This window comes from Mesorhizobium sp. P2_E9, from assembly GCF_056403815.1.
In genome coordinates this window covers 54928-77129 of sequence record NZ_JBFUET010000016.1, presented here as the reverse complement: position 1 = coordinate 77129, position 22202 = coordinate 54928, and the positions used below count along the sequence as shown (strand labels likewise).

25 protein-coding genes are annotated in these 22202 nt (G+C 63.0%); 16 read left to right on the top strand and 9 right to left on the bottom strand.

What is annotated here, in order from left to right; translation table 11 throughout:
* The first annotated feature begins 11 nt into the window (after positions 1-11).
* The 4 genes from AC1D05_RS26275 (at position 12) to AC1D05_RS26260 (ending at position 3404) form a co-directional block, all read left to right on the top strand.
* Positions 12-896 (top strand): DMT family transporter, encoded by an 885-nt coding sequence (locus tag AC1D05_RS26275; RefSeq protein WP_477444626.1) that lies wholly within the window; start codon positions 12-14, stop codon positions 894-896.
* 135 nt (positions 897-1031) lie between these two features.
* Positions 1032-1613 (top strand): PH domain-containing protein, encoded by a 582-nt coding sequence (locus tag AC1D05_RS26270; RefSeq protein WP_477444625.1) that lies wholly within the window; start codon positions 1032-1034, stop codon positions 1611-1613.
* Between the two features lie 101 nt (positions 1614-1714).
* The gene (locus AC1D05_RS26265; RefSeq protein WP_477444624.1) at positions 1715-2362 is read left to right on the top strand and encodes a thiamine phosphate synthase; all 648 of its coding nucleotides are present in this window, start codon (positions 1715-1717) and stop codon (positions 2360-2362) included.
* Between the two features lie 46 nt (positions 2363-2408).
* The gene (locus AC1D05_RS26260; protein ID WP_477444623.1) at positions 2409-3404 is read left to right on the top strand and encodes a tetratricopeptide repeat protein; all 996 of its coding nucleotides are present in this window, start codon (positions 2409-2411) and stop codon (positions 3402-3404) included.
* A 139-nt stretch (positions 3405-3543) separates the two neighbouring features.
* Here the strand turns inward: AC1D05_RS26260 and AC1D05_RS26255 are convergent, their stop codons facing one another.
* Complete coding sequence (locus AC1D05_RS26255; RefSeq protein ID WP_477444622.1) at positions 3544-4560, bottom strand: zinc-dependent alcohol dehydrogenase family protein; 1017 nt, start codon at positions 4558-4560, stop codon at positions 3544-3546.
* Positions 4561-4667: 107 nt separating this feature from the next.
* Between AC1D05_RS26255 and AC1D05_RS26250 the strand changes: the two genes are divergently transcribed.
* From AC1D05_RS26250 to AC1D05_RS26220, 7 genes are all read left to right on the top strand, one after another.
* Positions 4668-5534 (top strand): LysR family transcriptional regulator, encoded by an 867-nt coding sequence (locus AC1D05_RS26250; RefSeq protein ID WP_477444621.1) that lies wholly within the window; start codon positions 4668-4670, stop codon positions 5532-5534.
* Between the two features lie 116 nt (positions 5535-5650).
* Positions 5651-6217 (top strand): elongation factor P, encoded by a 567-nt coding sequence (gene efp, locus AC1D05_RS26245; RefSeq protein WP_477444620.1) that lies wholly within the window; start codon positions 5651-5653, stop codon positions 6215-6217.
* Between the two features lie 122 nt (positions 6218-6339).
* The gene (locus tag AC1D05_RS26240; RefSeq protein WP_477444619.1) at positions 6340-7140 is read left to right on the top strand and encodes an inositol monophosphatase family protein; all 801 of its coding nucleotides are present in this window, start codon (positions 6340-6342) and stop codon (positions 7138-7140) included.
* Positions 7141-7313: 173 nt separating this feature from the next.
* Positions 7314-8000 carry a PAQR family membrane homeostasis protein TrhA gene (gene trhA / locus AC1D05_RS26235; protein WP_477444618.1) on the top strand — a complete coding sequence of 229 codons (687 nt, stop codon included), beginning with the start codon at positions 7314-7316 and terminating at the stop codon, positions 7998-8000.
* 171 nt (positions 8001-8171) lie between these two features.
* The gene (locus AC1D05_RS26230; protein WP_477444617.1) at positions 8172-9197 is read left to right on the top strand and encodes a MotA/TolQ/ExbB proton channel family protein; all 1026 of its coding nucleotides are present in this window, start codon (positions 8172-8174) and stop codon (positions 9195-9197) included.
* 1 nt (position 9198) lies between these two features.
* Positions 9199-10230, top strand: coding sequence for a peptidoglycan -binding protein (locus AC1D05_RS26225; RefSeq protein ID WP_477444616.1), 1032 nt, complete (start codon positions 9199-9201; stop codon positions 10228-10230).
* A gap of 246 nt (positions 10231-10476) precedes the next feature.
* Complete coding sequence (locus AC1D05_RS26220; RefSeq protein ID WP_477444615.1) at positions 10477-10905, top strand: hypothetical protein; 429 nt, start codon at positions 10477-10479, stop codon at positions 10903-10905.
* A 78-nt stretch (positions 10906-10983) separates the two neighbouring features.
* On the opposite strand, the gene AC1D05_RS26215 is transcribed toward AC1D05_RS26220, so the two are convergent.
* A complete protein-coding gene (locus tag AC1D05_RS26215) occupies positions 10984-11337 on the bottom strand; it encodes a DUF1304 domain-containing protein (RefSeq protein ID WP_477444614.1) in 354 nt (117 codons plus the stop codon).
* Between the two features lie 267 nt (positions 11338-11604).
* On the opposite strand from AC1D05_RS26215, the gene AC1D05_RS26210 reads away from it, so the two are divergent.
* Complete coding sequence (locus AC1D05_RS26210) at positions 11605-13089, top strand: carboxypeptidase M32 (protein WP_477444613.1); 1485 nt, start codon at positions 11605-11607, stop codon at positions 13087-13089.
* Positions 13090-13350: 261 nt separating this feature from the next.
* On the opposite strand, the gene AC1D05_RS26205 is transcribed toward AC1D05_RS26210, so the two are convergent.
* The gene (locus AC1D05_RS26205; RefSeq protein ID WP_477444612.1) at positions 13351-15150 is read right to left on the bottom strand and encodes an ABC transporter transmembrane domain-containing protein; all 1800 of its coding nucleotides are present in this window, start codon (positions 15148-15150) and stop codon (positions 13351-13353) included.
* A 206-nt stretch (positions 15151-15356) separates the two neighbouring features.
* On the opposite strand from AC1D05_RS26205, the gene rpmE reads away from it, so the two are divergent.
* On the top strand, positions 15357-15578 hold the full coding sequence (rpmE, locus tag AC1D05_RS26200) for a 50S ribosomal protein L31 (protein ID WP_096451251.1): 222 nt from the start codon (positions 15357-15359) through the stop codon (positions 15576-15578).
* A 54-nt stretch (positions 15579-15632) separates the two neighbouring features.
* Here rpmE and AC1D05_RS26195 read toward each other — a convergent pair whose 3' ends face one another.
* Entirely contained in the window at positions 15633-16340 is a 708-nt protein-coding gene (locus tag AC1D05_RS26195) for a hypothetical protein (RefSeq protein ID WP_477444611.1), read from the bottom strand.
* A gap of 160 nt (positions 16341-16500) precedes the next feature.
* Between AC1D05_RS26195 and AC1D05_RS26190 the strand changes: the two genes are divergently transcribed.
* Complete coding sequence (locus tag AC1D05_RS26190) at positions 16501-17604, top strand: helix-turn-helix domain-containing protein (protein ID WP_477444610.1); 1104 nt, start codon at positions 16501-16503, stop codon at positions 17602-17604.
* Between the two features lie 16 nt (positions 17605-17620).
* Here the strand turns inward: AC1D05_RS26190 and AC1D05_RS26185 are convergent, their stop codons facing one another.
* Positions 17621-18250 carry a TetR/AcrR family transcriptional regulator gene (locus AC1D05_RS26185; RefSeq protein WP_477444609.1) on the bottom strand — a complete coding sequence of 210 codons (630 nt, stop codon included), beginning with the start codon at positions 18248-18250 and terminating at the stop codon, positions 17621-17623.
* 124 nt (positions 18251-18374) lie between these two features.
* Here AC1D05_RS26185 and AC1D05_RS26180 point away from each other — a divergent pair, with 124 nt between their 5' ends.
* Entirely contained in the window at positions 18375-19202 is an 828-nt protein-coding gene (locus tag AC1D05_RS26180) for an NAD(P)H-binding protein (RefSeq protein ID WP_477444608.1), read from the top strand.
* A 1-nt stretch (position 19203) separates the two neighbouring features.
* Positions 19204-19680, top strand: coding sequence for an anthrone oxygenase family protein (locus AC1D05_RS26175; protein ID WP_477444607.1), 477 nt, complete (start codon positions 19204-19206; stop codon positions 19678-19680).
* 30 nt (positions 19681-19710) lie between these two features.
* Here AC1D05_RS26175 and AC1D05_RS26170 read toward each other — a convergent pair whose 3' ends face one another.
* From AC1D05_RS26170 to AC1D05_RS26155, 4 genes are all read right to left on the bottom strand, one after another.
* Entirely contained in the window at positions 19711-20022 is a 312-nt protein-coding gene (locus AC1D05_RS26170) for an Rdx family protein (RefSeq protein ID WP_477444606.1), read from the bottom strand.
* Entirely contained in the window at positions 20019-20807 is a 789-nt protein-coding gene (locus AC1D05_RS26165) for an RDD family protein (RefSeq protein WP_477444605.1), read from the bottom strand. The genes AC1D05_RS26170 and AC1D05_RS26165 overlap by 4 nt, the downstream gene beginning before the upstream one ends.
* A 90-nt stretch (positions 20808-20897) precedes the next feature.
* The gene (locus tag AC1D05_RS26160; protein WP_477444604.1) at positions 20898-21647 is read right to left on the bottom strand and encodes a YebC/PmpR family DNA-binding transcriptional regulator; all 750 of its coding nucleotides are present in this window, start codon (positions 21645-21647) and stop codon (positions 20898-20900) included.
* A 215-nt stretch (positions 21648-21862) separates the two neighbouring features.
* Positions 21863-22186 (bottom strand): ArsR/SmtB family transcription factor, encoded by a 324-nt coding sequence (locus AC1D05_RS26155; protein ID WP_477444603.1) that lies wholly within the window; start codon positions 22184-22186, stop codon positions 21863-21865.
* Positions 22187-22202: the final 16 nt, after the last annotated feature.

The window sequence follows — 22202 nt, the reverse complement described above, 5'->3', positions numbered from 1 at the left end:
AGAGGTCTATCATGAACGATACGGTACGCGGCACGGTCGAAATGTCGGCTGCAATGGCGATCCTGGGAACGATCGGATGGTTCGTCGTCATGTCCGGGCAACCGATCATGGACGTGGTGTTCTGGCGCTGCGCATTCGGCGCGGTGACGCTGCTCGTCATCTGCGCCTCGCTCGGATTGTTGCGCAACAGGCTGTCTTTGCGCATCATCGGCCTCGCCGCGCTTGGCGGTGCCGCCATCGTCATCAACTGGCTGCTCCTGTTCAGCGCTTTCTCGCGCGCCTCGATCTCGATTGCCACCGCCGTCTACAACACACAGCCCTTCATGCTGGTCGGCTTCGGCGCACTCTTCTTCGCTGAGCGGCTGACGTTGACCAAGCTGACATGGCTGGCAATAGCCTTCGCCGGCATGGTGCTGATCGTCGAGGCCGCCCCTGACGCCGGCGATGTCGGCACCAACTATTTTGCCGGCATCCTCATGGCGCTGGCGGCAGCCTTCTTCTGGGCCGTCGCGGCCATCGTCACCAAGAAGCTCAAGGGCACGCCGCCGCATCTGATCGCGCTCATCCAGGTCTGCGTCGGCGTCGTCATGCTGGCGCCCTTCGCCAGTCTCTCGCATCTTCCCACCGACCCATGGAGCTGGGCCATGCTGGCGACGCTCGGCATCGTCCACACCGGCCTGATGTACATATTGATGTACGGCGCGATCCAGAAGCTGCCGACGCATCTGCAGGGATCGCTGTCCTTCATCTATCCGGTCGTTGCCATCCTGGTCGACGTCACCGCCTTCGGCCATCGGCTGCATCTCAGCCAGATCGTCGGCGCCGCCTTGATCCTGACGGCGGCGGCCGGCATGAATCTCGGCTGGTCGCTGTGGAGGTCGAAAGTGCCGGCATAGAACTCGCGAATGTTGGATAGCGGCTACGATACTTTCGAAAACGCATGATCTCGCGGCGGATAACGCGTTGCTGATTTGCGCGGCGATCGTCGTCCGTGCGATGTGGATGCGGGCACAAAGCAACGGGGCAAAGGCGTGGCGATCGGACCTTTTCAGGGGCGGCTATTGCCCCGCGAACACATCCTGTGGAGCGGTCTTCCCACGCAAGGCCTATTCTTCACCAGCCGGGATATGTTTCTTATTCCGTTCAGCCTTGTCTGGTGCGGTTTTGCAATCTTCTGGACCTATACCGCGACCAAGCAAGGCGCGCCGCTTTTCTTCGACGCATGGGGAGCAATGTTCATCTGCATTGGTCTCTTCTTCGTCTTCGGCCGGTTTGCAGTCGACGCGTGGCTGAGACGGCGGATCTCCTATGCGGTGACGGACAAACGCATTCTCATCATGCGCACCGCTCCTTTCGCCAACTTCACATCAATCGATCTGGAACGTCTTCCCGACATCCAGCTAACCGGCGAGGGCGAAAAGCGTGGCAGTTTGCGCTTCGGCGCAGCGACATCGTTCTTCGGAAATCCGGGCGGCTGGCCTCAGTCGCGCTATCAAAATTTTGCCAGCTGGTCGCCGGCTCTCGACCCGGTGCCGCAATTCATTGGCATCGAGGATCCGTCGAAAGTGTTCGACATCGTCACGAAAGCCCGTAATGGTCTTCGTCCCGCCTGATGCCGCCTGACAGCTGACGCCTGTTCAATCCCGGCAGTTTGCTCTATGCCGCAATCCAACCATCTTCGCCCGGCATAGGCGAAATCCGGGATCGAAGAACCATGAACGACGCCACACCTCCAAATCGCTGCCGCATCGTGCTGATCGCGCCGTCCGGCGTGCCGGCCGCCCGCATCGCCACCGCATTCGACGGCGGTGACGTCGCCTCGCTGATCCTGCCCGAGAACGGCATGGACGAGGCCTCCTTCCAGGCCTTCGCCGAACAGATCGTGCCGGCGGCGCAGGCCGCGGGCGTTGCCGTCATCATCGCCGGCGACACCCGCATAGCGGGCCGCGTCCAGGCCGACGGCATTCATGTCGAGGTTTCCAAGGCCGAACTTGCCGAGACGATCGGACATTTTCAGGCGAAAATGATGGTCGGCGCCGGCGGCGCCAAGACGCGTGACGATGCGCTTGAGCTTGGCGAGACGCGGCCCGACTACATCTTCTTCGGCCGCTTCGGCTACGACAACAAGCCCGAGCCGCACCCGCGCAACCTGTCGCTGGGGCGATGGTGGGCCGACATGATCCAGATCCCTTGCATCGTCATGGCTGGATCCGATCTGGCTTCCATCGAAGAAGTGGCCGCCACCGGCGCCGAATTCGTCGCGCTGTCGAGCGCGGTGTTTGCCGATGGCGTCGATCCGCAAGCGGCGATTGCCAAGGCCAACGCGCTGCTCGACGAAACCGCGCCGCGCTTCGAGGACTGATGTGGCTCCGGTAAGGCTTCCCCTTCAGGCCTTGCTTGCAGCGGTCATGATCCAGGCCGCCGCCGCCGAAACCATACCCTTGCCGCAGCCCAAGCCTGAAACCGGCGCGCACACCGACAAGCCGATCGAAAAGCAGCTGCCGCAACCCGCCACCACGGCGGAGCCCGCACCGCTGCCCTCGGTCGACAGCATCAATCCCGACCGCTTCGGGGCCAAGCCGGCGGACGCGGCCTATGGCGCCTTCCAGCGCGGGCTCTACAAGACGGCCTACAACCTCGCGCTGGTGCGTGCCCAGAACGGCGACCCGGCGGCGCAGACATTGGTGGCCGAGATCCTGTCGCGCGGGCTCGGCGTGCCGTTGAACGCGGCGGAAGCCTCCAAATGGTATGCGCTTGCCGCCGAGCAAGGCGTGCCGGAGGCGCAGTTCCAGTACGCGCTGATGCTGCTCGACGGCCGCTACGTCAAGAAAGACACGAAAGAGGCCTACGCGCTGATGCAGGCCGCCGCCGAAGCCGGCAACCAGCTGGCGCAGTTCAATTTCGCGCAGATGCTGGTCCAGCAGGATCCCGGCGACGCGAGTCTGACCAAGGCTGCCACCTACTATGAGCGCGCCGCCGCGACCGGCCTCGCCGACGCGCAATACGCCATGTCCCAGATCTACGCCAACGGCGTCGGCGGCAAGCCGCGCGACGACGCGCAGGCAAGGCGCCTGCTGGCGCAGGCCGCACGACAGAACTACGACACCGCGCAGATCGATCTCGCTGCCTGGATGATCGAGGGCCGTGGTGGCGCCCGCGACCTGAAATCGGCTTTCGGCTGGACGAAGCAAGCCGCCGAGGGCGGCAATGTCGCCGCCGAGAACCGCCTCGCAAAACTCTATATGCAAGGCATCGGCACCGACCCCGACCTGGTGCTTGCCGGCGCCTGGTACATCGTTGCCCGCCGCGCCGGTCTCATCGACCCCGATATGGACGATTTCCTGCAGGGGTTGAGCGACGACCAGACCAAGCAGGCCCTGCAGAAGGCGAACCGCCTGCCGTAGAGCAATCCAGGAAAAGTGTGGGCGGTTTTCCCGGGAAAAGCGCATAGCGCTTTCCCTTGGGAATTGCGTCAAAACAAAGAGTTAGAGCGGTTCGCCGTTTCCATGAAACGGTTAAGCGCTCTAACGGCGGCTCGCCAAATCATTGCATGTGATCGAGGACAACCTTGCCGAAGGGTGAGCCATGCTCAAGGTGGTGAAAGGCCGCCGCTGCTTCTGTCCAGGGGAAGACGCGATCGATCATCGGCCGCAGCCGGTTAACGGTGAGCGCCCGGTTCATCGCCTCGAAGGATTCGCGTGAGCCGACCGGTATGCCGCGCGCCCGGACCTGGCGGCGGAAGATATCGAGCGGATTGATCCCCCCGTCGCTGCCGCCGAGATAGCCGATGACATTGATCTGGGCGCCACGCGCTGACGCCTTCAGCGACTGGGCGAAGCTTTGCGGCCCGCCGACTTCAATGATGTGGTCGGCACCTCCTCCACCGGTCAGCGCCAGCACGACTGACGACCAATCGGGATTGTCGCGATAGTTGATGCCGTCATGCGCGCCAAGCGCCTTTGCCCGCGTGAGCTTGTCGTCGCTGCTCGACGTGACGATGACACGCGCGCCGGCTGCCGCGGCCAACTGCACCGCAAACAGCGAGACGCCGCCAGTGCCCAGACTGAGCACCGTCTCGCCCGGCTTCAACTGGCCTTCGGTGAACAGCGCGTGCCAGGCCGTGACCGCGGCGCAAGGCAATGTCGCCGCTTCGACATCGCTCAGATGGGGCGGCGCAAGCACGGCTGCCTGTTCGTCCAGCCGCGCGAACTCGCTGAGCAACCCATCGATGGGACCGCCGCGCTGATAGGACGGTTCGGCCATGGCGAAGCTGCCGCCGACCCAGCGCTGCCAGAACGTGCCGCAGACGCGGTCGCCAACCTTGAAGCGGGTCACCTCGGCGCCAACCGCAACCACTTCGCCGACCCCGTCCGAGAGCGGCACCAGCGGCAGCGCAAAGGCGGTGTGGTAGCTGCCGCGGGCGATCTCGACGTCGCGGTAGTTGAGTGCGGTTGCCTTGACTTTGATGATCATCTCCTGGCGGCCCGGTTCCGGCATCGGCCGCTCGACCAGTCTGAGATTGTCGATGCCGCCAGGGGCCTGCAATTCGATCGCTTGCATTGTCTTCCCTTCCTTTTGGAAATCCGTTGAAAGGAAAATCGCTTGCCGGCATCCTGATTTCAAATTCATAATAATCAGAATGATTATGCCTACGGAGTATTTGGGGGATGCTGGAGGAACTGCGCACGCTCGTTCTCTTCGCCGAGGAAGGTTCGATCCAGAATGTCGCCCGCCGCCTGCCTTTGACACAGCCTGCCGTCACCCGGCAGATGCAGCGACTGGAGGAGATGCTCGGAACGACGCTTCTCGATCGCCGGCAGAAGCCGCCGCGCCTGACTGCGGCAGGATTGGAGGTGCTGGTGCGTGCAAAGGACATACTGGCTTCGGTCGAGGCTCTGAACGCGTTCACCGCTGACGCCGAGCCGCAGGGCGTGCTGCGTGTCGGCCTGGCGCATGGCTTGTCCGACGCAAGCGTTGCGGGCGCCATCGCCGGCGCGTCCGCCGCGTTTCCAAAAGTATCGTTGCGGCTCAAGACCGGCTGGAGCGCGGAGCTCATCGAGCAGTTCGAACGCGGTCAACTCGATATGGCGATTGTTCTGCGACCTGCCGATCATCAAGGGTCAGACGCGCTCGGCACCGAACGTCTCTGTATCATAGGGCAGGCCGGCGGCACCGACCCCCATCCCACGGACGCTCGGACTGCCATGCCTTGGGTTCTCAGCCCAGAGCCCTGCGATGCGCGTCAGACGCTCCTCTCCAGTTTGGGCGGCGAGCGGCATCGGCTCGTTGTGGCGGCGGAAATTCAGGACCCGGCCATGCAGATGGAATGGGTACGTCGGGGACACGGCCTCGGCCTCATGCCGTTGCGGCTCGCGGCGCGAGGACTTCCCCACGGCCTCGCACTCGTCGATGTCGAAGATGTCGACCTTTCGTTGCAGGTCGTGGCACTGCGCTCTCCGCACCTCAACCGGCTGGCGAAGGCTGTGGAGGCCATTGCAAAGGCTGTCGGCGAAGCCATCATGATCGAGGCCTGATGCCGGGCAGCCAGTTGGAGCCGATCCGGCCTCCCTTGCCTCTCCGGGCGATTTGTGGTCTTGGGAGCCCCTAAATCGCTTGTCCCGGCGAAAATCTCATTCCGGATCCCATCATCATGGCCAAGATCAATGGCAACGAAATCCGTCCCGGCTACGTCATCGAGCACGATGGTGGTCTCTGGGTGGCGGTCAGGACCAACACCGTCAAGCCCGGCAAGGGCGGCGCCTACAACCAGGTCGAACTGAAGAACCTCATCAACGGCACCAAGCTCAACGAGCGCTTCCGCTCGGCCGAGACGGTCGAGCAGATCCGCCTCGACCTGAAAGATTTTTCCTTCCTCTACGCGCAGGAGGACGCGCTGGTGTTCATGGACACCCAAAGCTACGAACAGCTAGAGCTGAACAAGGAATTCGTCGGCGACCGTGCCGCCTTCCTGCAGGACGGCATGATGGTGACGGTTCAGCTCTATGAGGAAAGGCCGATCGGCATCTCGCTGCCCGATTATGTGACCCTGACCATCACCGAGGCCGATCCGGTGGTGAAGGGCCAGACGGCGGCATCCTCCTACAAGCCGGCGGTGCTGGAGAACGGCATTCGCGTGCTGGTGCCGCCCTTCATCGGCGCCGGCGAACGCATCATCGTCGACACCAACGAAATCACTTACGTGCGCCGCGCCGACTAGAGCATGATCCCGAAAAGTTGCAGACTTTTCGGACAAGATCATGCGCGCAAAGACAAGCAGATGAAGCGGGGCCGCGATCCAATTTGAGTTGATCCGCCCCAGGCTTTTGGAGTTTCAACGATATGGCACGCTCAGCCCTTCTCAACGTCATGGTTCAGGCCGCAATGAAGGCCGGCCGCTCGCTGTCGCGCGACTTCGGCGAGGTCCAGAACCTGCAGGTCTCATTGAAGGGCCCGGGCGACTATGTCAGCCAGGCCGACCGCAAGGCCGAGGACATTCTGTTTGCCGAGCTGTCGAAGGCGCGCCCGGGCTACGGTTTCCTGATGGAGGAGCGCGGCGTGGTGGAAGGCGACGACAACCAGCACCGCTGGATTGTCGATCCGCTCGACGGCACCACCAATTTCCTGCACGGCATCCCGCTGTTTGCCGTTTCGATCGCGTTGGAACGCCAGGGCCAGATCGTTGCCGGGGTCATCTACAATCCGGCCATGGATGAGCTCTACACCACCGAGCGCGGCGGCGGTGCCTTCATGAACGACCGTCGGCTGCGCGTCGCCGGCCGCATCAAGCTGGTCGACACGGTGATCGGCTGCGGCATGCCGCATCTGGGACGCGGCCACCACGGCAATTTCCTCGTCGAGCTGCGCAACGTCATGGCCGAGGTCTCGGGCGTGCGCCGTCTCGGCTCCGCCGCGCTCGATCTTGCCTATGTCGCCGCCGGCCGCATGGACGGCTTCTGGGAAACCGGCCTGTCGGCCTGGGACATCGCCGCCGGCCTGCTCCTGATCCGCGAAGCCGGCGGTTTCGTCTCGGACATGGATGGCGGACAGGACATGCTGGACAACGGCTCGGTGGTCGCGGGCAATGAAATCATCCAGCGCGCGCTGCTGAAGACGGTGAAAACACCCTTCGCACCCCGCTGAAGCGATTCCAGGAAAGTGCGGAGCGTTTTTCCAGGAGAAGCGCCTAGCGCTTCCCTGGGAATTGTAGGGAAGCAAAGGCCCGCCGTGCTGAACCGCCGCAGTCGCAAAACCGCCACCAAAGCTTGAAATACTGTCCGGTGGTTGCCCAGATTAGGGGTGACACAGGACGATCGATGACCAAGACACCGTCGCAACTCGAAATCCCGTTTATCGGGCGCTGGCACTACTCCCGCGCGGAGATGATCGCCGACGGCATCGTTCATGCTGTCGGCATTGTCCTGGCGATCGCGGCCGGCTCGACGCTGCTGGCGCTGGCGGCGTTTCGGGTCGGACCGGGCGAATACATCGCCGCCGCCTTCTACGTCGTTTCACTGCTGACCGTGCTGTCGGTATCGATGACCTACAATCTCTGGCCGGTGACGTCGCCGGCGAAATGGGTCTTGCGGCGCTTCGACCACGCCGCGATCTATCTCTTGATCGCCGCCACCTACACGCCCTTTCTTGCCCAACTCGATGGCTCGCCATTGGCCAGCGGGATGATCGTCCTGGTGTGGGCAGCGGCCGCCACGGGCATTGCCATAAAAGTGTTTTTCCCCGGCCGCTTCGACCGGCTGGCTGTTGTCTTCTACCTCGCCATCGGCTGGAGTGGCATCCTTCTGGCAAAGCCGCTTGTCCAGACCCTGCCGACAACATCGCTTGCGCTCATCGTTGCAGGTGGCGTGGTCTATTCCTGCGGCGTCATTTTCTTCGCCTGGAAGGGGCTGCGCTTCCACAATGCGCTGTGGCATGGCTTCGTCGTCACCGGCGCCGGCCTGCATCTGGCGGCCATGGTCGACTGTCTGGTCATCAATCGTCTCTGACAACGACTATCGGTGTGGCAATATTGCCAAGCGCCATTCAATTTGGTCACAATTCCGTTTAGAGTCGCCATCTACGTGATCGGCGGCGCTGGAGCAATTCCAGGGAAAGTGTGAGCGGTTTCCCGTTCGGAATTGCGTAAAGGCAAATAGAGCATCGGAAACGGGGCACGGATGGCTTTTCTCAGATCCTTCGGCATGGGCAGACGCTCCGACGTTCTGATCTACGATCCGCATAAACTGTCGAGTCCGCAGGTCTTCCTGCTGACCATGGTCATCTTCCTGGCCATCGTCGCCTTCATTGCCGCCATCCTGACCCGCCAGATCTCGACCGCCTTTGGCAGCAATCCCGGGCTCAACGGCCTGATCGTCGGCGTGCTCGCGGTCGGCATCCTGCTCGCCTTTGCCCAGGTCGGGCGGCTGTTTCGCGAGGTGCGCTGGGTCAACTCCTTCCGTGCCGGTTCGGAGACAACAGAGCCGGTTCTGCTGGCGCCGATGAAGGCGATGATCGGCCGCTCCTCGGCGACAGCCTTTTCGACCTCCTCGATGCGCACCATGCTCGATTCCATCGCCACGCGCCTCGACGAGAGCCGCGACACCTCGCGCTATCTCGTCGGCCTGCTGGTGTTCCTCGGCCTGCTCGGCACCTTCTGGGGCCTGTTGAACACGATCGGCTCGATCCGCGAGACCATTGAATCGCTCGATCCCGGCACGGGTGACGCTGCGGCGGTGCTCGATTCGCTGAAGCAGGGCCTGTCGGCGCCGCTGGCCGGCATGGGCACGGCCTTCTCGTCCTCGCTGTTCGGCCTGTCGGGCTCGCTCGTGCTCGGCTTCCTCGACCTGCAGGCGGGCCGCGCCCAGACCCGCTTCTACACCGAGCTTGAGAACTGGCTGTCCTCGGTCACCGATCTGTCGTCCGACATCGTCGTCTCCGACCCGGCCAAGACCGAGTCCTCCGACGAGATCCGGGTGCTGTCGGAACGGCTGCGCAGCATGCAGGAGAATGGCGGCGGCTCCAATCCGCGTGTCGCCACCGCCATGGCCAACCTCGCCGACGGCATTTCCGGCCTGGTCAAGAACATGCGCTCCGAGCAGCAGATCATGCGCGACTGGGTCGAGGCCCAGTCCGATGAACAGAAGGCGATGCGCAACACGCTGGAAAAGATCGCCGAAGCCCTGAAGAAGCCCGGGGTGCACTGACATGGCGCTTGCCAGGGGCCGGCGTACCGACCGCCGCATCGACTATTGGCCGGGCTTTGTCGACGCGCTGTCGACGCTGCTTCTGGCCATCATGTTCCTGCTCACCGTCTTCGTGCTGGCGCAGTTCCTGCTCGGCCGCGAACTCTCCGGCAAGGATACGGTGCTCACACGCCTCAACTCGCAGATCAATGAACTGACGCAGCTTCTGGCGCTGGAGCGCTCGACGGCGCAGGACAAGGACGATTCGCTCGCCAATTTGCAGGCGTCGCTATCGGCGGCGGAGGCGGAGAAGAGCCGGCTCGAACAGTTGCTGGCGCAAGGCGCCGGCGCCGGCGATGCCGCTAACCAGCGGGCCGCGGAACTGGGCGGCGAACTCGACAACCAGCGCCAGATCAGCCAGCAGGCGCTGAGCCAGGTCGAGATTCTCAACCAGCAGATCGCGGCCCTGCGCAAGCAGATCGGCGCGCTCGAGGATGCGCTCAACGTATCCGAAACCCGCGACCGCGATTCCAACACCAAGATCGCCGATCTCGGCCGACGCCTGAACGTGGCGCTTGCCCAGCGCGTGCAGGAATTGAACCGCTACCGGTCCGACTTCTTCGGGCGTCTGCGCGAGATTCTCGCCGACCGCGAAAACATCCGCATCGTCGGCGACCGCTTCGTCTTCCAGTCGGAAGTGCTGTTCCCGACCGGGTCCGAAGTGATCAACGATGCCGGCAAGGTCGAGATGAAGAAGCTCGCCGACGCCATCATCGAACTGCAGAAGGAAATCCCGCCCGAGATCAACTGGGTGCTGCGCGTCGACGGCCACACCGATAACAAGCCGTTGTCCGGCAATGGCCGTTACCGCGACAATTGGGAACTGTCGACGGCGCGTTCGACCTCGGTGGTCAAGTTCCTGATCGAGAACGGCGTGCCAGCCAACCGGCTGGTCGCCGCCGGCTTCGGCGAGTTCCAGCCGCTCGATCCCGCCGACACCGACGAGGCGCGCAACAAGAACCGCCGCATTGAACTGAAGCTCACCGAACGGTGATTCTTCATCACGGAAAAGTCACGCGAACTTGTTCGCCGGCTCAACTCTAGGGCGCAGGCCGAAGCCGGCAAGGCCTGAAAAGATTATCTTTTTTTAATTACACTTCACGCCGGAGCGCTCCTAGCTTGCTGCGCAGGGCCGAGAACCGCCGGCGATACCTCCCATCGCGACACGACGGAACCGGACGGCCCGCGGCTGGAAGGCAGGCGAAGAACAGCCGCCTTCCTTTTCAGAGGAGACGCGACGATGCGCTCTTTTTCACCCTTGCTCAGAACTGCAACACTGACCGCATTCTTGATCGCCATTCCGCTCACCGGCGCCTATGCCGCGAGTCATAACAGAGGCGTTCTCGACCCGACCACCCCGAGCGACTTGACGGGTCAGCGTGTCGAGGCTCTCATTGAACAGGCTCAAGGCGTCCGCCAGGGCATCGTCGACGCCAGGCAGGCCAACAGCATCACCCCGGCCGTGGCGGAACACCTGGAAATGCGCACCAACCAGATCAGCCGGACCGCCGAGAAGATTGCCGCGTCCGATCACGGCAGGATCCCGGCCGCGCAATACCATGACCTGCTGCGTCATCTCGACAATGTCGACCAGCGGTTGCGGGTCGACACCGGCAACGATTTCCTGATGGGTGGCGGCTCAGACAGCGGAAGCTATCCGAACGGCTGAGGCAGCCCATCTGGAAAGGTCCGACAGGAAGGGAACCACCTGGCGCCTTCGGGACCCCAATCCCGCGGGCGTCCTTTTTCACCAACCGAACCAGACGGCGATCAGGGCGACCACCGCCGGCACGGTCTGGATGAACAGGATCTTGCGGCCGACCGTTGCCGCGCCGTAGAGGCCGGCAATCGCTACGCACAACAGGAAGAAAACCTTGACCTGAAAACCGGCGGCACCGAGATAAAGCCCCCAGATCAGGCCGGCGGCGAGAAATCCGTTGTAGAGGCCCTGATTGGCGGCCAGCACCTTCGAGGCGTTGGCGAATTCCGGCGTCAGGCGGAATGTCTTGTGCCCGCGCGGCGTGTCCCAGAGCACCATCTCGAGATAGACGATGTAGACATGGATCAAGGCCACCAGCCCGACCAGAATGTTGCCGATCATTTGCTCCCCCTTGATGCGTTGCCGGCAGCATTTCATGTGTGACATCGCCTGCGCAAGGTGCATCTGCGGGACGGTATCTGGAGCAACTCCAGGAAAAGTGTGGAGCGGTTTTCCCGGGAAAAGCGCGTAGCGCTTTCCCTTGGGAATTGCGTCAAAATGAAGGGTCGGAGCGGTTTGCCGTTTCCGTGAAACGGTGAACTGCTCTGAGGGTTGCCAACGCTTTTGCGTTGGTGTCTTTTCGCGCCGTCCTCAATCACGGAAGCCGCCATGTCCTTTCAGAAACTCGACGACCTCGGCCACAAGCTCGAAGCGCTTGAGCATGCTCTGGCCATCCTCGGCGCCGATGAGGCGACGCATATGGCCGTCGGCGGCGGCGAGAAGCGTGCGGAGGCGATGGCAGCACTGGCCGGCATGTACCACACCAGGGCAACCGCACCGGAAATCGCCGACTGGATCGCCGCCGCAGAAGGCGAGGCGCTCGACGACGAGCAGCGCGCGGCTCTCTCCGAACTGCGGCGGCAATACACCAACCTGACCTGCCTGCCGGTCGAATTCGTCGAACGCCAGACGACGGCGCGCATGCGTTGCGAGCAGCTGTGGCGCGACCTGCGCGCCAAGAACGATTGGGCGGGCTTCCAGCCGGCGCTCGAGGGCGTGGTGGCGCTGGTGCGCGAAGAGGCGGCTCTGCGCTCCGACGTGCTCGGCCTCGCCCCATACGACGCGCTGATGGAGCAATTCGACCCCGGCAACCGCACCGCCGACATCACCCCCGTCTTCGCCGACCTGAAAGCCTTCCTCAAAGGCTTCGTGCCGGAGGCGCTGGCGATCCAGGAAGCGCGGCTGCGCAAGCATCCGCTGAAGCCGCTTTCGGGCACATATGCGATCGACAAGCAGCGCGAGCTTGGCCTTGCCATGATGGCGGCGGTCGGTTTCGACCTGACGCACGGCTCGCTGTCGGTGTCGCATCATCCCTTCTGCGGCGGCGTGCCCAGCGACGTGCGCATCACCACCCGCTACAAGACATCGGATTTCCTGTCGGCACTGATGGGCGTGCTGCACGAGACCGGCCATGCGCTCTACGAGCAGAACCTGCCGAAAGCATGGTCGCACTGGCCGCTCGGCAAGGCGCGCGGCATGGCCGTGCATGAAAGCCAGAGCCTGTTCGTCGAAAAGCAGATCGGCCGCAATCCAGCCTTCTGGCGCTGGGCGCTGCCAGTGGTGGAAAAGCATCTCGGCGAGGCCTGGTCGCTCGACGATCTCCTGCCGCATGTGCATCGCGTCGAGCGCGGCCTGATCCGCGTCGACGCCGACGAGGTGACCTATCCGCTGCATGTCATCCTGCGCTATGAGCTGGAGCAGGAACTGGTCTCGGGCAGGCTGGAGGTGGCTGATCTCCCCGAAGCCTGGGACGCCAAGATGCGCGACTATCTCGGCCTGTCCACCATCGACAATCCGGCCGACGGGCCGATGCAGGACGTGCATTGGCCGGGCGCCGCCTTCGGCTACTTCCCGTCCTATACGCTGGGCGCGATGATGGCTGCGCAGCAATGGGCCGCGCTGACGCGCGACCATCCCGCCGCCGACGACGAACTGGCGAAAGGGAACTTCACTGCAATCAACGACTGGCGCCGCAAGAAGATATGGTCGCAGGGGTCGCGCTGGTCGACGCCGGACCTGCTCGAACGCGCCACCGGCGAAAAACTCAACGCCGTGTATTTCGTCAATCACCTGAAGCAACGCTACGGCGCATGAGATCGGCCGTCATGCCATCCCGATTTCGCTGACCGTCGAGGCGCAAACAAGGCGATGACGCGGCTTTATCGGACGACGACCGAATCCCAATGCCTTGCGGGATCGCCTCTACTTTTCTATCACTGGTGGTATCCGGCGATCGAAGCGTGCGGATCATAAGGGCGGGTGCTTTCCGGTGACATCTTCTCCGACAACGCCTCCTGGAGCTACAATTTCGGCTATGCCGAAACCGAGGCGAATTGACCGGTATATCGGAAACGCTTATTCCGCCGCGCCCCTGAAGGCGCTGGCGCCGGTCTCGAACTGCAGCTTGGCCAGCCTGGCATAGATGCCGCCCTTGGCGACCAGGCTCTGATGCGTGCCTTCCTCGACGATGCGGCCGCCATCCATGACCAGGATCCTGTCGGCCTTCAGCACCGTCGCCAGCCGGTGGGCGATGACGATGGTGGTACGGCCCTGCATCAGCCGTTCCAGCGCCATCTGCACCAGCGTCTCGCTTTCGGCGTCGAGTGCCGAGGTGGCTTCGTCGAGCAGCAGGATCGGCGCGTCGCGCAGGATGGCGCGGGCGATCGCCACACGCTGGCGCTGGCCGCCGGACAGCGTCACGCCGCGCTCGCCGACCTGGCTATCATAGCCATTCTCAAGCTTGAGGATGAACTCGTCGGCCAGCGCATCCTTCGCCGCCGTCTCGATCTCGGTATTGCCGGCACCCGGGCGGCCGAAGCCGATATTGTCGCGTGCGCTCGCCGCGAAGATGGTGACGTCCTGCGGCACGATGGCGATGCGCTCGCGCACCGAGACGGGATCGGCCTCGCGCACGTCGACGCCATCGATCAGGATCTTGCCGGTCTCTGGATCGTAGAAGCGCAGGATCAGTGAAAAGACCGTGCTCTTGCCGGCCCCCGAGGGGCCGACGATGGCCACCGTCTCGCCGGGCATGACCTGAAAACTCAAGCCGTGGACGGCGGCGCGGTCGGGCCTGGCCGGATAGGAGAAGGAGACATCGTCGAAGGTGATCGCGCCCTTGGCGACCGCCGGCAGCGGCTTCGGGTCGGCCGGCGCCTGGATCGCCGGCTTCTCGGCCAGGATCTCGGTCAGCCGTTCGGCAGCACCCGCCGCCTGGGCCAGTTCACCCCAGACTTCCGACAGCGCGCCGAGCGCGCCGGCGGCGAACACCGAATAGAGCAGGAACTGGCCGAGCGTGCCCGGCGATATCGTGCCTTCCAGCACGTCGCGCGAGCCGAACCAGAGCACCGCGACAACCGACGAGAAGATGGTGAAAATGGCAAAGAAGGTGAGGAAGGAGCGCGCGAAGATCGAGGCCCGCGCCGCCTCGAAGGCAGCCTCCACCGCGCCCGAAAAATGACTGGTGACCAGCTTCTCGTTGGTGAAGGCCTGCAGCGTGCGCACCGCGCCGATCTGCTCGCTGGCATAGGCTGTGGCCTCGGCAAGCGTGTCTTGCGCCTGCCTTGACTTGCGCCGCACCGAACGGCCAAAGGCGACCAGCGGCAGCACGATGATCGGAATGGCCGCGATGACCAGGCTGGACAGTTTGGGGCTGGTGACGACCATCATCGCCAGCGCGCCGAGGCCGAGGATGACATTGCGCAGTGCGACCGAGGCCGTGGCGCCGACCGCCGACTTGACCTGCGTGGTGTCGGCGGCGAGCCGCGACACGATCTCGCCCGACTGGGCGGTATCGAAAAACGCAGGCGACAGCGTCGTCACATGGGCAAAGACGTCGCGCCTGATATCGGCAACGACGCGCTCGCCGAGCGTAATGACGAAATAGTAGCGGCAGGCCGATGCCGCCGCCAGCATGGCGGCCATCGCCACCAGGGCGGCAAAGTATTCGGCTATAAAGGTGGTGCTGGACGACGAGAAGCCATGGTCGATCATGCGCCGAACCGCCAGCGGCAGCGCCAGTGTCGTTGCCGCCGCGATGGCCAGCGAGATAAGCGCGCCGACGACCAGCGTGCGATATCCAGTGATATAAGGGAACAGGCGTCTGAGCGGCTTGAGCGAGCGTCGGCGCTCGTCTGCGCTGCTTGATTGCGCCATCTCGGTGTTTCCTCTAGCCGCTTCAGCTTCATGCGCTTCAATATGCGCTTGCCGCGGCCTTGTGATTCAATTCCGCCTGATGTATAGGCTCGCCGACCGTTTTAGAAGCCGTGGCTCCTCAATAGCTGCGGCTTCGAGTTTTAAAAAGAGGCGCATCGACGCAGGCTTCCGCCCGTCAGCCGCGCCGGCAAGCCAGGAACCGAGCCATGAAGAGCGCTATTCATCCCGACTACCACACCATCAAGGTCGTCATGACCGACGGCACCGAATACATGACCCGTTCGACCTGGGGCAAGGAAGGCGATACGATGAACCTCGATATCGACCCGACCACGCACCCGGCCTGGACCGGCGGCCAGCAGACCCTGCTCGACCGCGGCGGCCGTCTGTCGAAGTTCAAGAAGCGTTTCGAAGGTTTCGGCCTCTAAGCCATTTCGGCATTGCCGCAGATCAAAAACCCGCCTTCGAGGCGGGTTTTTTGTTCAACGAATGGTGGCACGAACAAAGTCACCCTTGATCACTACCGAGGGCTTGGCACCGGCGGTGTTGGCAAGCGCGCTGTCGACCAAGGACGCCGTCGCGGTGACCGAATAGCTGATGGCAACACTCGGGCCGAAGGACAGCGTGGCATCCAGCGCCTTGCCGGTGATGGCGATGTTTTCGTCCTGCCTGACGCTGCCAAAGGCGAGATTGGCTTTCAGCGCGTCGCCTCTGAGGTCGACGGTCGAGGCATGCCCGTCCAGCGAAACATCGGCCGCCTTGCTGGTTATGGCGATGGTGGAGAAATTCCCCGCCATGTTGGCCTGCAGCGCCGCCTGGTCGATCGACACCGAACTTTCGGGCTGAATGTTGGCGTTGATCTCGACCGTGCAGTCGGAGGGATCCAGCCACGAGGAGGGGGCAACGTCGATACGCAATGTCGAGGCCTCCAGCTTCATGTCGCTGGCAAGACTGCAGTCATTGGCGAACCAGCTCGAATACCAGCGTGCGAACCAGCCTTCGCGGCGGCTGCCGATCGTCGCCTGGTAAGGCGCCGAGGCCGAAGTGGTGAGCCTGACGGAACTGGCTTCGCCCGATATGACGACGGCGCTCACGCCGGCGAGATCGAGTGTCTTGCCGGCATCCCCGCTCGCCGGTGACGCAAGCACGACGCTGCCGAAGGACAGCAGGCCAAGAATTGCGGATTTCATTGATATCTCCGATCATGTGTGGCGGTCCCGGCTGGACCGTGGCGCTGTCGGAATGACCCGGGACGTCGATTTCCGCGACCTCGATCGCGATCCGGGACGACCGTGAACGCAATCCAGGTCATTGTCGGTCGCTGCCAGCCTTGGAACCACGCTTGCGATCATGATCTTCATTCCCCTGCCGTTCGTCGTCGCCCTGCTGCTCGTCATCCTGCTTGTGCAGATGATCCGCGCAAACGAGGCCGATTTGCGCGAGCACATCGCCTTCATGCTGCTGGTGGCCGCCTATGCCTTGCAGTCGGTGCTGATCGGCATCCGCTGGGGTTATGATGTCAGGGCCATGATGCCGGTCCAGTCGGTGCTGGCGACGCTGATCGCACCGCTCGCCTGGATCGCCTTCAGCGGCTTGACGAAAGAACGGTCGGAGCATCGCCTGGCACGGCTGTGGCCGCATCTGCTGCCGGCCTGCCTGGTTGCCTTGCTGCTGGTCTTCTGGCGCGAGCCGGTCGGCCCGGTGATCATCCTGGTGTTCCTGTCATATGGGCTCGCGCTTCTTTGGCTTGCACTGGCCGGCCCGGATGTTCTTGTCGAATCGCGCCTCGATGGGGTCTTGCGGTCCTACCGGTCGCTATGGGTCACGGCGCTGGCGATCCTCGCGTCACCGATCACCGACATCATCATCAGTTTCGACATGCAATGGACCGACGGTGCTCATTCCGGCGCGGTGATTGCCGGCGGCAACGTGCTGGCGCTGTTGCTTCTCGGCGGTGCTGCCGCGGTCGCCAGCGAAGCCACCGCTCCGGACGAAGAAGAGGAAGAAGAGGAAGAAGAGGATGAGCCTCGGGTGCAAACCGCATCACGGGCAACCAACGAAGACTCCGCGATCGCGGCGGCGGTCGACGCGCTGATGCAGTCGAAGCAACTCTACAAGGATGTCGATCTCAACCTTGGGCGCATCGCCAGGCGGCTCGGCCTGCCGGCACGGCAAGTGTCGTCGGCGATCAATCGCATCCACGGATCGAGCGTGTCGCAATATGTCAACAACCAGCGGATCGACGAGGCGCGCCGCCTGCTGGCGACGACGGACGAACCGATCACCCGCATCATGTTCGACGCCGGTTTCCTCAGCAAATCGAACTTCAACCGCGAGTTCCTGCGCATCACCGGCCTGAGCCCGAAGGCCTGGCGGCTTGAGCACCAGCCGCCAGGCGGTGCGATGTCGGCCACATCCTTGCCGGCCAGATCCTTGCTGGAGGGAGGAAAATGAACGCGCGCAGTGCCACTCAGTCTCCGGTCAGTTCCCGCAGCGCCATGCGCTTGTAGGCGGCGACCAGCCTGTCGCCTTCCTGGCGGTCGACCGAGATGGCCAGCCGCATCGCGGCCTCGCCCATCTGCCAGACGAGAAATGCGGTCGTCTCCAGGGAGACCGGCTCGGCATCGGGACGCAATCGCTTCAGCACCGCCACAAGGAATTCTGCGTTGGCACGGCTGTCGGCGAGTTCGAGCTGGCGTAGCGCCTTGTCGGCCTGCGTGCCCGACCAGATGTCGCGCATCACCGGCTCTGCCAGGAACAGCCGATAATAGATATCGACCAGTTCCGAGAAAGCCCGCCGCAGGCCTTCGGCATCGCGGACATCCTTGAGCTCGGCCGAAATGCAGGCTTGGCTCTCGGCGGTATAGCGCTCGGCCAGCGCCCAGATGATCGCCCGCTTGTCGGGAAAGAACTGGTAGAGCGAGCCGATCGACACTCCTGCCCGTTCGGCGACTTCGCCCATGCGCATGGCATCGCTGCCTTGCTCGGTGATCAGCGCCGAGGCGGCCGCCAGCATGCGCTCCACCCGCTCGCGGCTTCGTTGCTGGCTTGGCGCCCGCCGTGGCGAAGCCATCTGCTCATTGGCCGGCGTGCCTTCCATGACTGTCTCCAACAAACGCATTCGGCAAATCGCCGAGCAAATGGCTTGACTCGCAAAATACGAGGGTTTATCACGTTTTGCAAATATGAGGATTACTCATGTTTTGTAACGGAGGAAAACCACCATGACCGACACCAAACCAATCTTGATCCTCGGCGGCACCGGCAAGACCGGCCGCCGTCTCGCCGAGCGGCTGACGGCGCGCGGCATTCCGGTGCGCATCGGTTCCCGTTCCGCCGCGCTGCGTTTCGACTGGGAAGCTCCCGCAAGCTGGGCTCCTGCACTCGAGGGCGTCAGCGCGGTCTACATCAGCTACTATCCCGACATCGCCGTGCCGGGCGCCGCCGAAGTGATCGCTGCCTTCGCCCGTCTTGCCGTGCGGCATGGCGTTCGCCGGCTGGTGCTTTTGTCGGGCCGCGGCGAGCACGAGGCGCAGCGCGCCGAAGAGATGCTGAAGGCTTCCGGGGCCGACTGGACGATCCTGCGCTGCGCCTGGTTCTCGCAGAATTTCAGCGAAGGCTTTCTCATCGAGCCGCTGCTGGCGGGCGAGGTCGCACTGCCGGTCGGACCTGTCGGCGAACCCTTTGTCGATGTCGACGACATCGCTGACGCCGCCGAAGCGGTGCTGACCCGGCCCGGTCATGTCGGCCAGCTCTATGAGCTCACGGGGCCGCGGCTGTTGAGCTTCGCCGATGCGGTCGCCGAGATTGCCAAGGCGGCAGGACGCGACATCCGCTTTGTCAGAATTTCGCATGACGAGTTCACGGCCTCTGTCACGTCGCACGAATTGCCACCCGAAATCGCCTGGCTGCTCAACGAACTGTTCACGCAAGTGCTCGACGGCCGCAACGAGTCGCTCACCGACGGCGTCCAGCGCGTGCTTGGCCGTGCGCCGAAAGACTTCTCCGCTTACGCAACCGAAACCGCCGCAACCGGCATCTGGAGCAACTGAGATGACCAAGCTTGTTCCCGCCCTCACCATCATCGCCGCAATCGGCTCGGGCGTCGTCGGCGGCGTGTTCTTCGCCTTTTCCAACTTCGTCATGGCGGCACTTGCCCGGCTGCCCGTGCCGAGCGGCATCGCCGCGATGAATTCGATCAACATCACGGTGATCACGCCGACCTTCATGACGGCGCTCTTCGGCACCGGACTGCTCTGTCTGGTGCTTATCGCCGCCGCCATCATGGGCTGGAGCCAGTCCGGCTCGTACTGGCTGCTTGCCGGCGCGGTGGTCTACGTGATCGGCAACCCGATCGTGACCATGGTCTTCAACGTGCCGCTCAACGATGCGCTTGCCGCCGTCGACCCGGCCAGCAGCAACGGCGCCGCCGTGTGGGCGAACCATCTGAGCCAATGGGTGATGTGGAACCACGTCCGCACCGTCACCGCCATCATGGCGATGGCCTGCTTTATCTTCGCATTGCTCTAGAAACAGCCGACGAAACGCAAAGGACTCCGCTCAGGCAGGGTCTTTTTGCGTGTGGCCCTTGCGGTCGGAATGGCCGAGATCGCGATCCGGATCGATCACATCGCGCACCAGCTGCTTGAGTTTTGCCGCGTCCGGAAAGCCGCCGTCGCGCTTGCGGTCCCAGATAAGAACGTCGTTACAGGAGATGGTGAAGATGCCGCCGGTGCCGGGCACCAGCGTCACTTCGCCGAGATCGGTGCCGAAGGTCGAGAGCAGCTCCTGCGCCATCCAGCCGGCACGCAGCAGCCACTGGCACTGCGTGCAATAGGTGACAATTACCTGAGGTTTATGCGGCAAGCTCATGCCATGATCTCATCTACGCGAACCGTGGTCCCAGCAAAGCGATCATGTATGGGTTCATTGCCAAGAGCTATAGATATTGCGATCCACGTCGGCCAGATCAAGGCCAAAGCGAATGCGGCGTAAGCACCCGCAATTTCTAGCCAAGAGAAGTCTTGTGCGACTCCCGGAGCATTGCCCCATGCCTGAAAAGCAAACCAGCCTCCAGTTAGCGTCATAGACAAAGGACCAAGAAGCTTCACAGCTTGTCGCCGTCCAGCCTTTTGAACTGATAGGCCGATCCTGCTTTTGTCATCTTGGTCATGCACCTGGATGGCCATGACCCGCTTGCCTACCGATTGGCCGGACTTCAATTCCATGTAGAATAGATACGTCGCGAGAATGAGCATTTCGAGGAAGCCCACATCCAGCGCGGTGGATCGGAAGTTTCCCTGAGGATCCAGATCAATCGAAACCGCGGAGCTTTTTCCCGCCTGCGTCTCCGATGTCGTCCCCACGGCCCATTGGGCGACCGGCAAACCGAACACTGATGTTCTGCAAACCTGCCAATTGTAGCGGGCAAGCGAAGGATCGCCGTGCACCGTACCCGACTGACATATCTTCCAGTTGAGCCAGAAGCTACCCTTCGCACCCCCGTCAGTCAGCAGGAACAATGCCGCCACCAACGCATAAACAGGTATCAGGACGATAAGATAATCGATGAACGATGCGATAAGCCGGCGCCAAAAGCCACCCGGGCGAGGCCATAACATCGCGTTGGCGAACCGAGCTTCGTCAAGGCTAGTCATCTACCCCCCATTGATAGCTGACAGCTTCGTATCGCCGACTGGTCGTCGCCGGACAGCGGTATCGCATGCCCTGCACCGGCGATCCACTGTCTACGCCGCGCTGAGCTTGGCCAAGGTCTCGTCGTCGACCTCGAAGTTGGCGTAGACGCTTTGCACGTCATCGTCGTCCTCGAGCGTGGCGACCAGCTTCATCAGCGACTGTGCCCGCTCCTCGTCGACCGGAACATTGTTCTGCGGCCGCCAGATCAGCTTCACCGATTCCGCCTCGCCGAGCGCGCTTTCGAGCGCCTTAGACACCTCTCCGAGATTCTCGAATGCACAATAGATCGTGTGGCCTTCCTCGTCGGTTTCTACGTCGTCGGCGCCGGCTTCGATCGCCGCGTCCATGACCTTGTCGGCGCTGCCGGCCGATGCCGGATAATAGATTTCGCCAACACGGTCCCACATGAAGGACACCGAGCCGGTTTCGCCCATCGCGCCGCCGGCCTTGGTGAAGGCCGCGCGGACATTAGACGCCGAGCGGTTGCGGTTGTCGGTCAGCGCCTCGACGATGACGGCGACGCCGCCTGGACCATAGCCTTCATAGCGCACGGCCTCGTAGTTTTCGGCATCGCCCATCGACGCCTTGTTGACGGCGCGCTGGATGTTGTCCTTCGGCATCGACACCGCCTTGGCGTTCTGGATCGCCAGCCGCAGGCGTGGGTTCATCGATGGGTCGGGCGTGCCGCTCTTGGCGGCGACGGTGATTTCACGCGCCAGCTTGGAAAACATTTTCGACCGCACCGCGTCCTGACGGCCCTTGCGGTGCATGATGTTCTTGAACTGTGAATGGCCAGCCATGGCACCCCTGTCGTCTTCTCGGCTAGAGCATCGTGCAGCCAGGTGGATCACCTCGCCCTTGCAAAAATGCTCGAATTCAAAATCTCAGAGCGTCCGAGCTGCAACACGCGGAAGCACGGCGTTCTCTGTCGGAATGGCCGGCTTATAGATAAATCGGCTCAATTCGTCCAGCCGCGCCGTGCTGCTGGACGACCAACAAGGACTGGCGCGATCGCCTACGCCTCCTGGTCCGATTTCAGCCGGTCGATGATGCTGAGCGCATGGCCGGCATACTGGCTGATCCAGCGGTCGTGGATCTGCTTGATCGGCAGCGAATTGAGATGGTTCCAGCGCTCGCGTCCGTCGCGGCGCGCCACAATCAGCTCCGCCTCCTCCAGCACCTTAAGATGCAGCATGACGGTGCAGCGATCGATGTCGGGAAAGGCATCGCACAGCATGCCGGTGGTCTTCGGCTCGTCCTTCAGCTGATCGAGCATTTCGCGCCGGCGCGGATGTGCCAGCGCCTTGAAAACATTGTCGTCTTGGGATCGGCTTGACATGTTATATTTCTATAAC

What these genes read in the sequence shown, in the direction of transcription:
- AC1D05_RS26165 (WP_477444605.1), bottom strand. Translation starts at nt 20,807, where the DNA reads ATGACTAGCCTTGACGAAGCTCGGTTCGCCAACGCGATGTTATGGCCT.
- AC1D05_RS26170 (WP_477444606.1), bottom strand. Translation starts at nt 20,022, where the DNA reads ATGAGCTTGCCGCATAAACCTCAGGTAATTGTCACCTATTGCACGCAG.
- AC1D05_RS26275 (WP_477444626.1), top strand. Translation starts at nt 12, where the DNA reads ATGAACGATACGGTACGCGGCACGGTCGAAATGTCGGCTGCAATGGCG.
- AC1D05_RS26185 (WP_477444609.1), bottom strand. Translation starts at nt 18,250, where the DNA reads ATGGAAGGCACGCCGGCCAATGAGCAGATGGCTTCGCCACGGCGGGCG.
- AC1D05_RS26205 (WP_477444612.1), bottom strand. Translation starts at nt 15,150, where the DNA reads ATGGCGCAATCAAGCAGCGCAGACGAGCGCCGACGCTCGCTCAAGCCG.
- AC1D05_RS26255 (WP_477444622.1), bottom strand. Translation starts at nt 4,560, where the DNA reads ATGCAAGCGATCGAATTGCAGGCCCCTGGCGGCATCGACAATCTCAGA.
- AC1D05_RS26190 (WP_477444610.1), top strand. Translation starts at nt 16,501, where the DNA reads ATGATCTTCATTCCCCTGCCGTTCGTCGTCGCCCTGCTGCTCGTCATC.
- AC1D05_RS26180 (WP_477444608.1), top strand. Translation starts at nt 18,375, where the DNA reads ATGACCGACACCAAACCAATCTTGATCCTCGGCGGCACCGGCAAGACC.
- AC1D05_RS26240 (WP_477444619.1), top strand. Translation starts at nt 6,340, where the DNA reads ATGGCACGCTCAGCCCTTCTCAACGTCATGGTTCAGGCCGCAATGAAG.
- AC1D05_RS26160 (WP_477444604.1), bottom strand. Translation starts at nt 21,647, where the DNA reads ATGGCTGGCCATTCACAGTTCAAGAACATCATGCACCGCAAGGGCCGT.
- AC1D05_RS26155 (WP_477444603.1), bottom strand. Translation starts at nt 22,186, where the DNA reads ATGTCAAGCCGATCCCAAGACGACAATGTTTTCAAGGCGCTGGCACAT.
- AC1D05_RS26250 (WP_477444621.1), top strand. Translation starts at nt 4,668, where the DNA reads ATGCTGGAGGAACTGCGCACGCTCGTTCTCTTCGCCGAGGAAGGTTCG.
- AC1D05_RS26175 (WP_477444607.1), top strand. Translation starts at nt 19,204, where the DNA reads ATGACCAAGCTTGTTCCCGCCCTCACCATCATCGCCGCAATCGGCTCG.
- efp (WP_477444620.1), top strand. Translation starts at nt 5,651, where the DNA reads ATGGCCAAGATCAATGGCAACGAAATCCGTCCCGGCTACGTCATCGAG.
- AC1D05_RS26260 (WP_477444623.1), top strand. Translation starts at nt 2,409, where the DNA reads ATGATCCAGGCCGCCGCCGCCGAAACCATACCCTTGCCGCAGCCCAAG.
- trhA (WP_477444618.1), top strand. Translation starts at nt 7,314, where the DNA reads ATGACCAAGACACCGTCGCAACTCGAAATCCCGTTTATCGGGCGCTGG.
- AC1D05_RS26215 (WP_477444614.1), bottom strand. Translation starts at nt 11,337, where the DNA reads ATGATCGGCAACATTCTGGTCGGGCTGGTGGCCTTGATCCATGTCTAC.
- rpmE (WP_096451251.1), top strand. Translation starts at nt 15,357, where the DNA reads ATGAAGAGCGCTATTCATCCCGACTACCACACCATCAAGGTCGTCATG.
- AC1D05_RS26225 (WP_477444616.1), top strand. Translation starts at nt 9,199, where the DNA reads ATGGCGCTTGCCAGGGGCCGGCGTACCGACCGCCGCATCGACTATTGG.
- AC1D05_RS26230 (WP_477444617.1), top strand. Translation starts at nt 8,172, where the DNA reads ATGGCTTTTCTCAGATCCTTCGGCATGGGCAGACGCTCCGACGTTCTG.
- AC1D05_RS26220 (WP_477444615.1), top strand. Translation starts at nt 10,477, where the DNA reads ATGCGCTCTTTTTCACCCTTGCTCAGAACTGCAACACTGACCGCATTC.
- AC1D05_RS26265 (WP_477444624.1), top strand. Translation starts at nt 1,715, where the DNA reads ATGAACGACGCCACACCTCCAAATCGCTGCCGCATCGTGCTGATCGCG.
- AC1D05_RS26210 (WP_477444613.1), top strand. Translation starts at nt 11,605, where the DNA reads ATGTCCTTTCAGAAACTCGACGACCTCGGCCACAAGCTCGAAGCGCTT.
- AC1D05_RS26195 (WP_477444611.1), bottom strand. Translation starts at nt 16,340, where the DNA reads ATGAAATCCGCAATTCTTGGCCTGCTGTCCTTCGGCAGCGTCGTGCTT.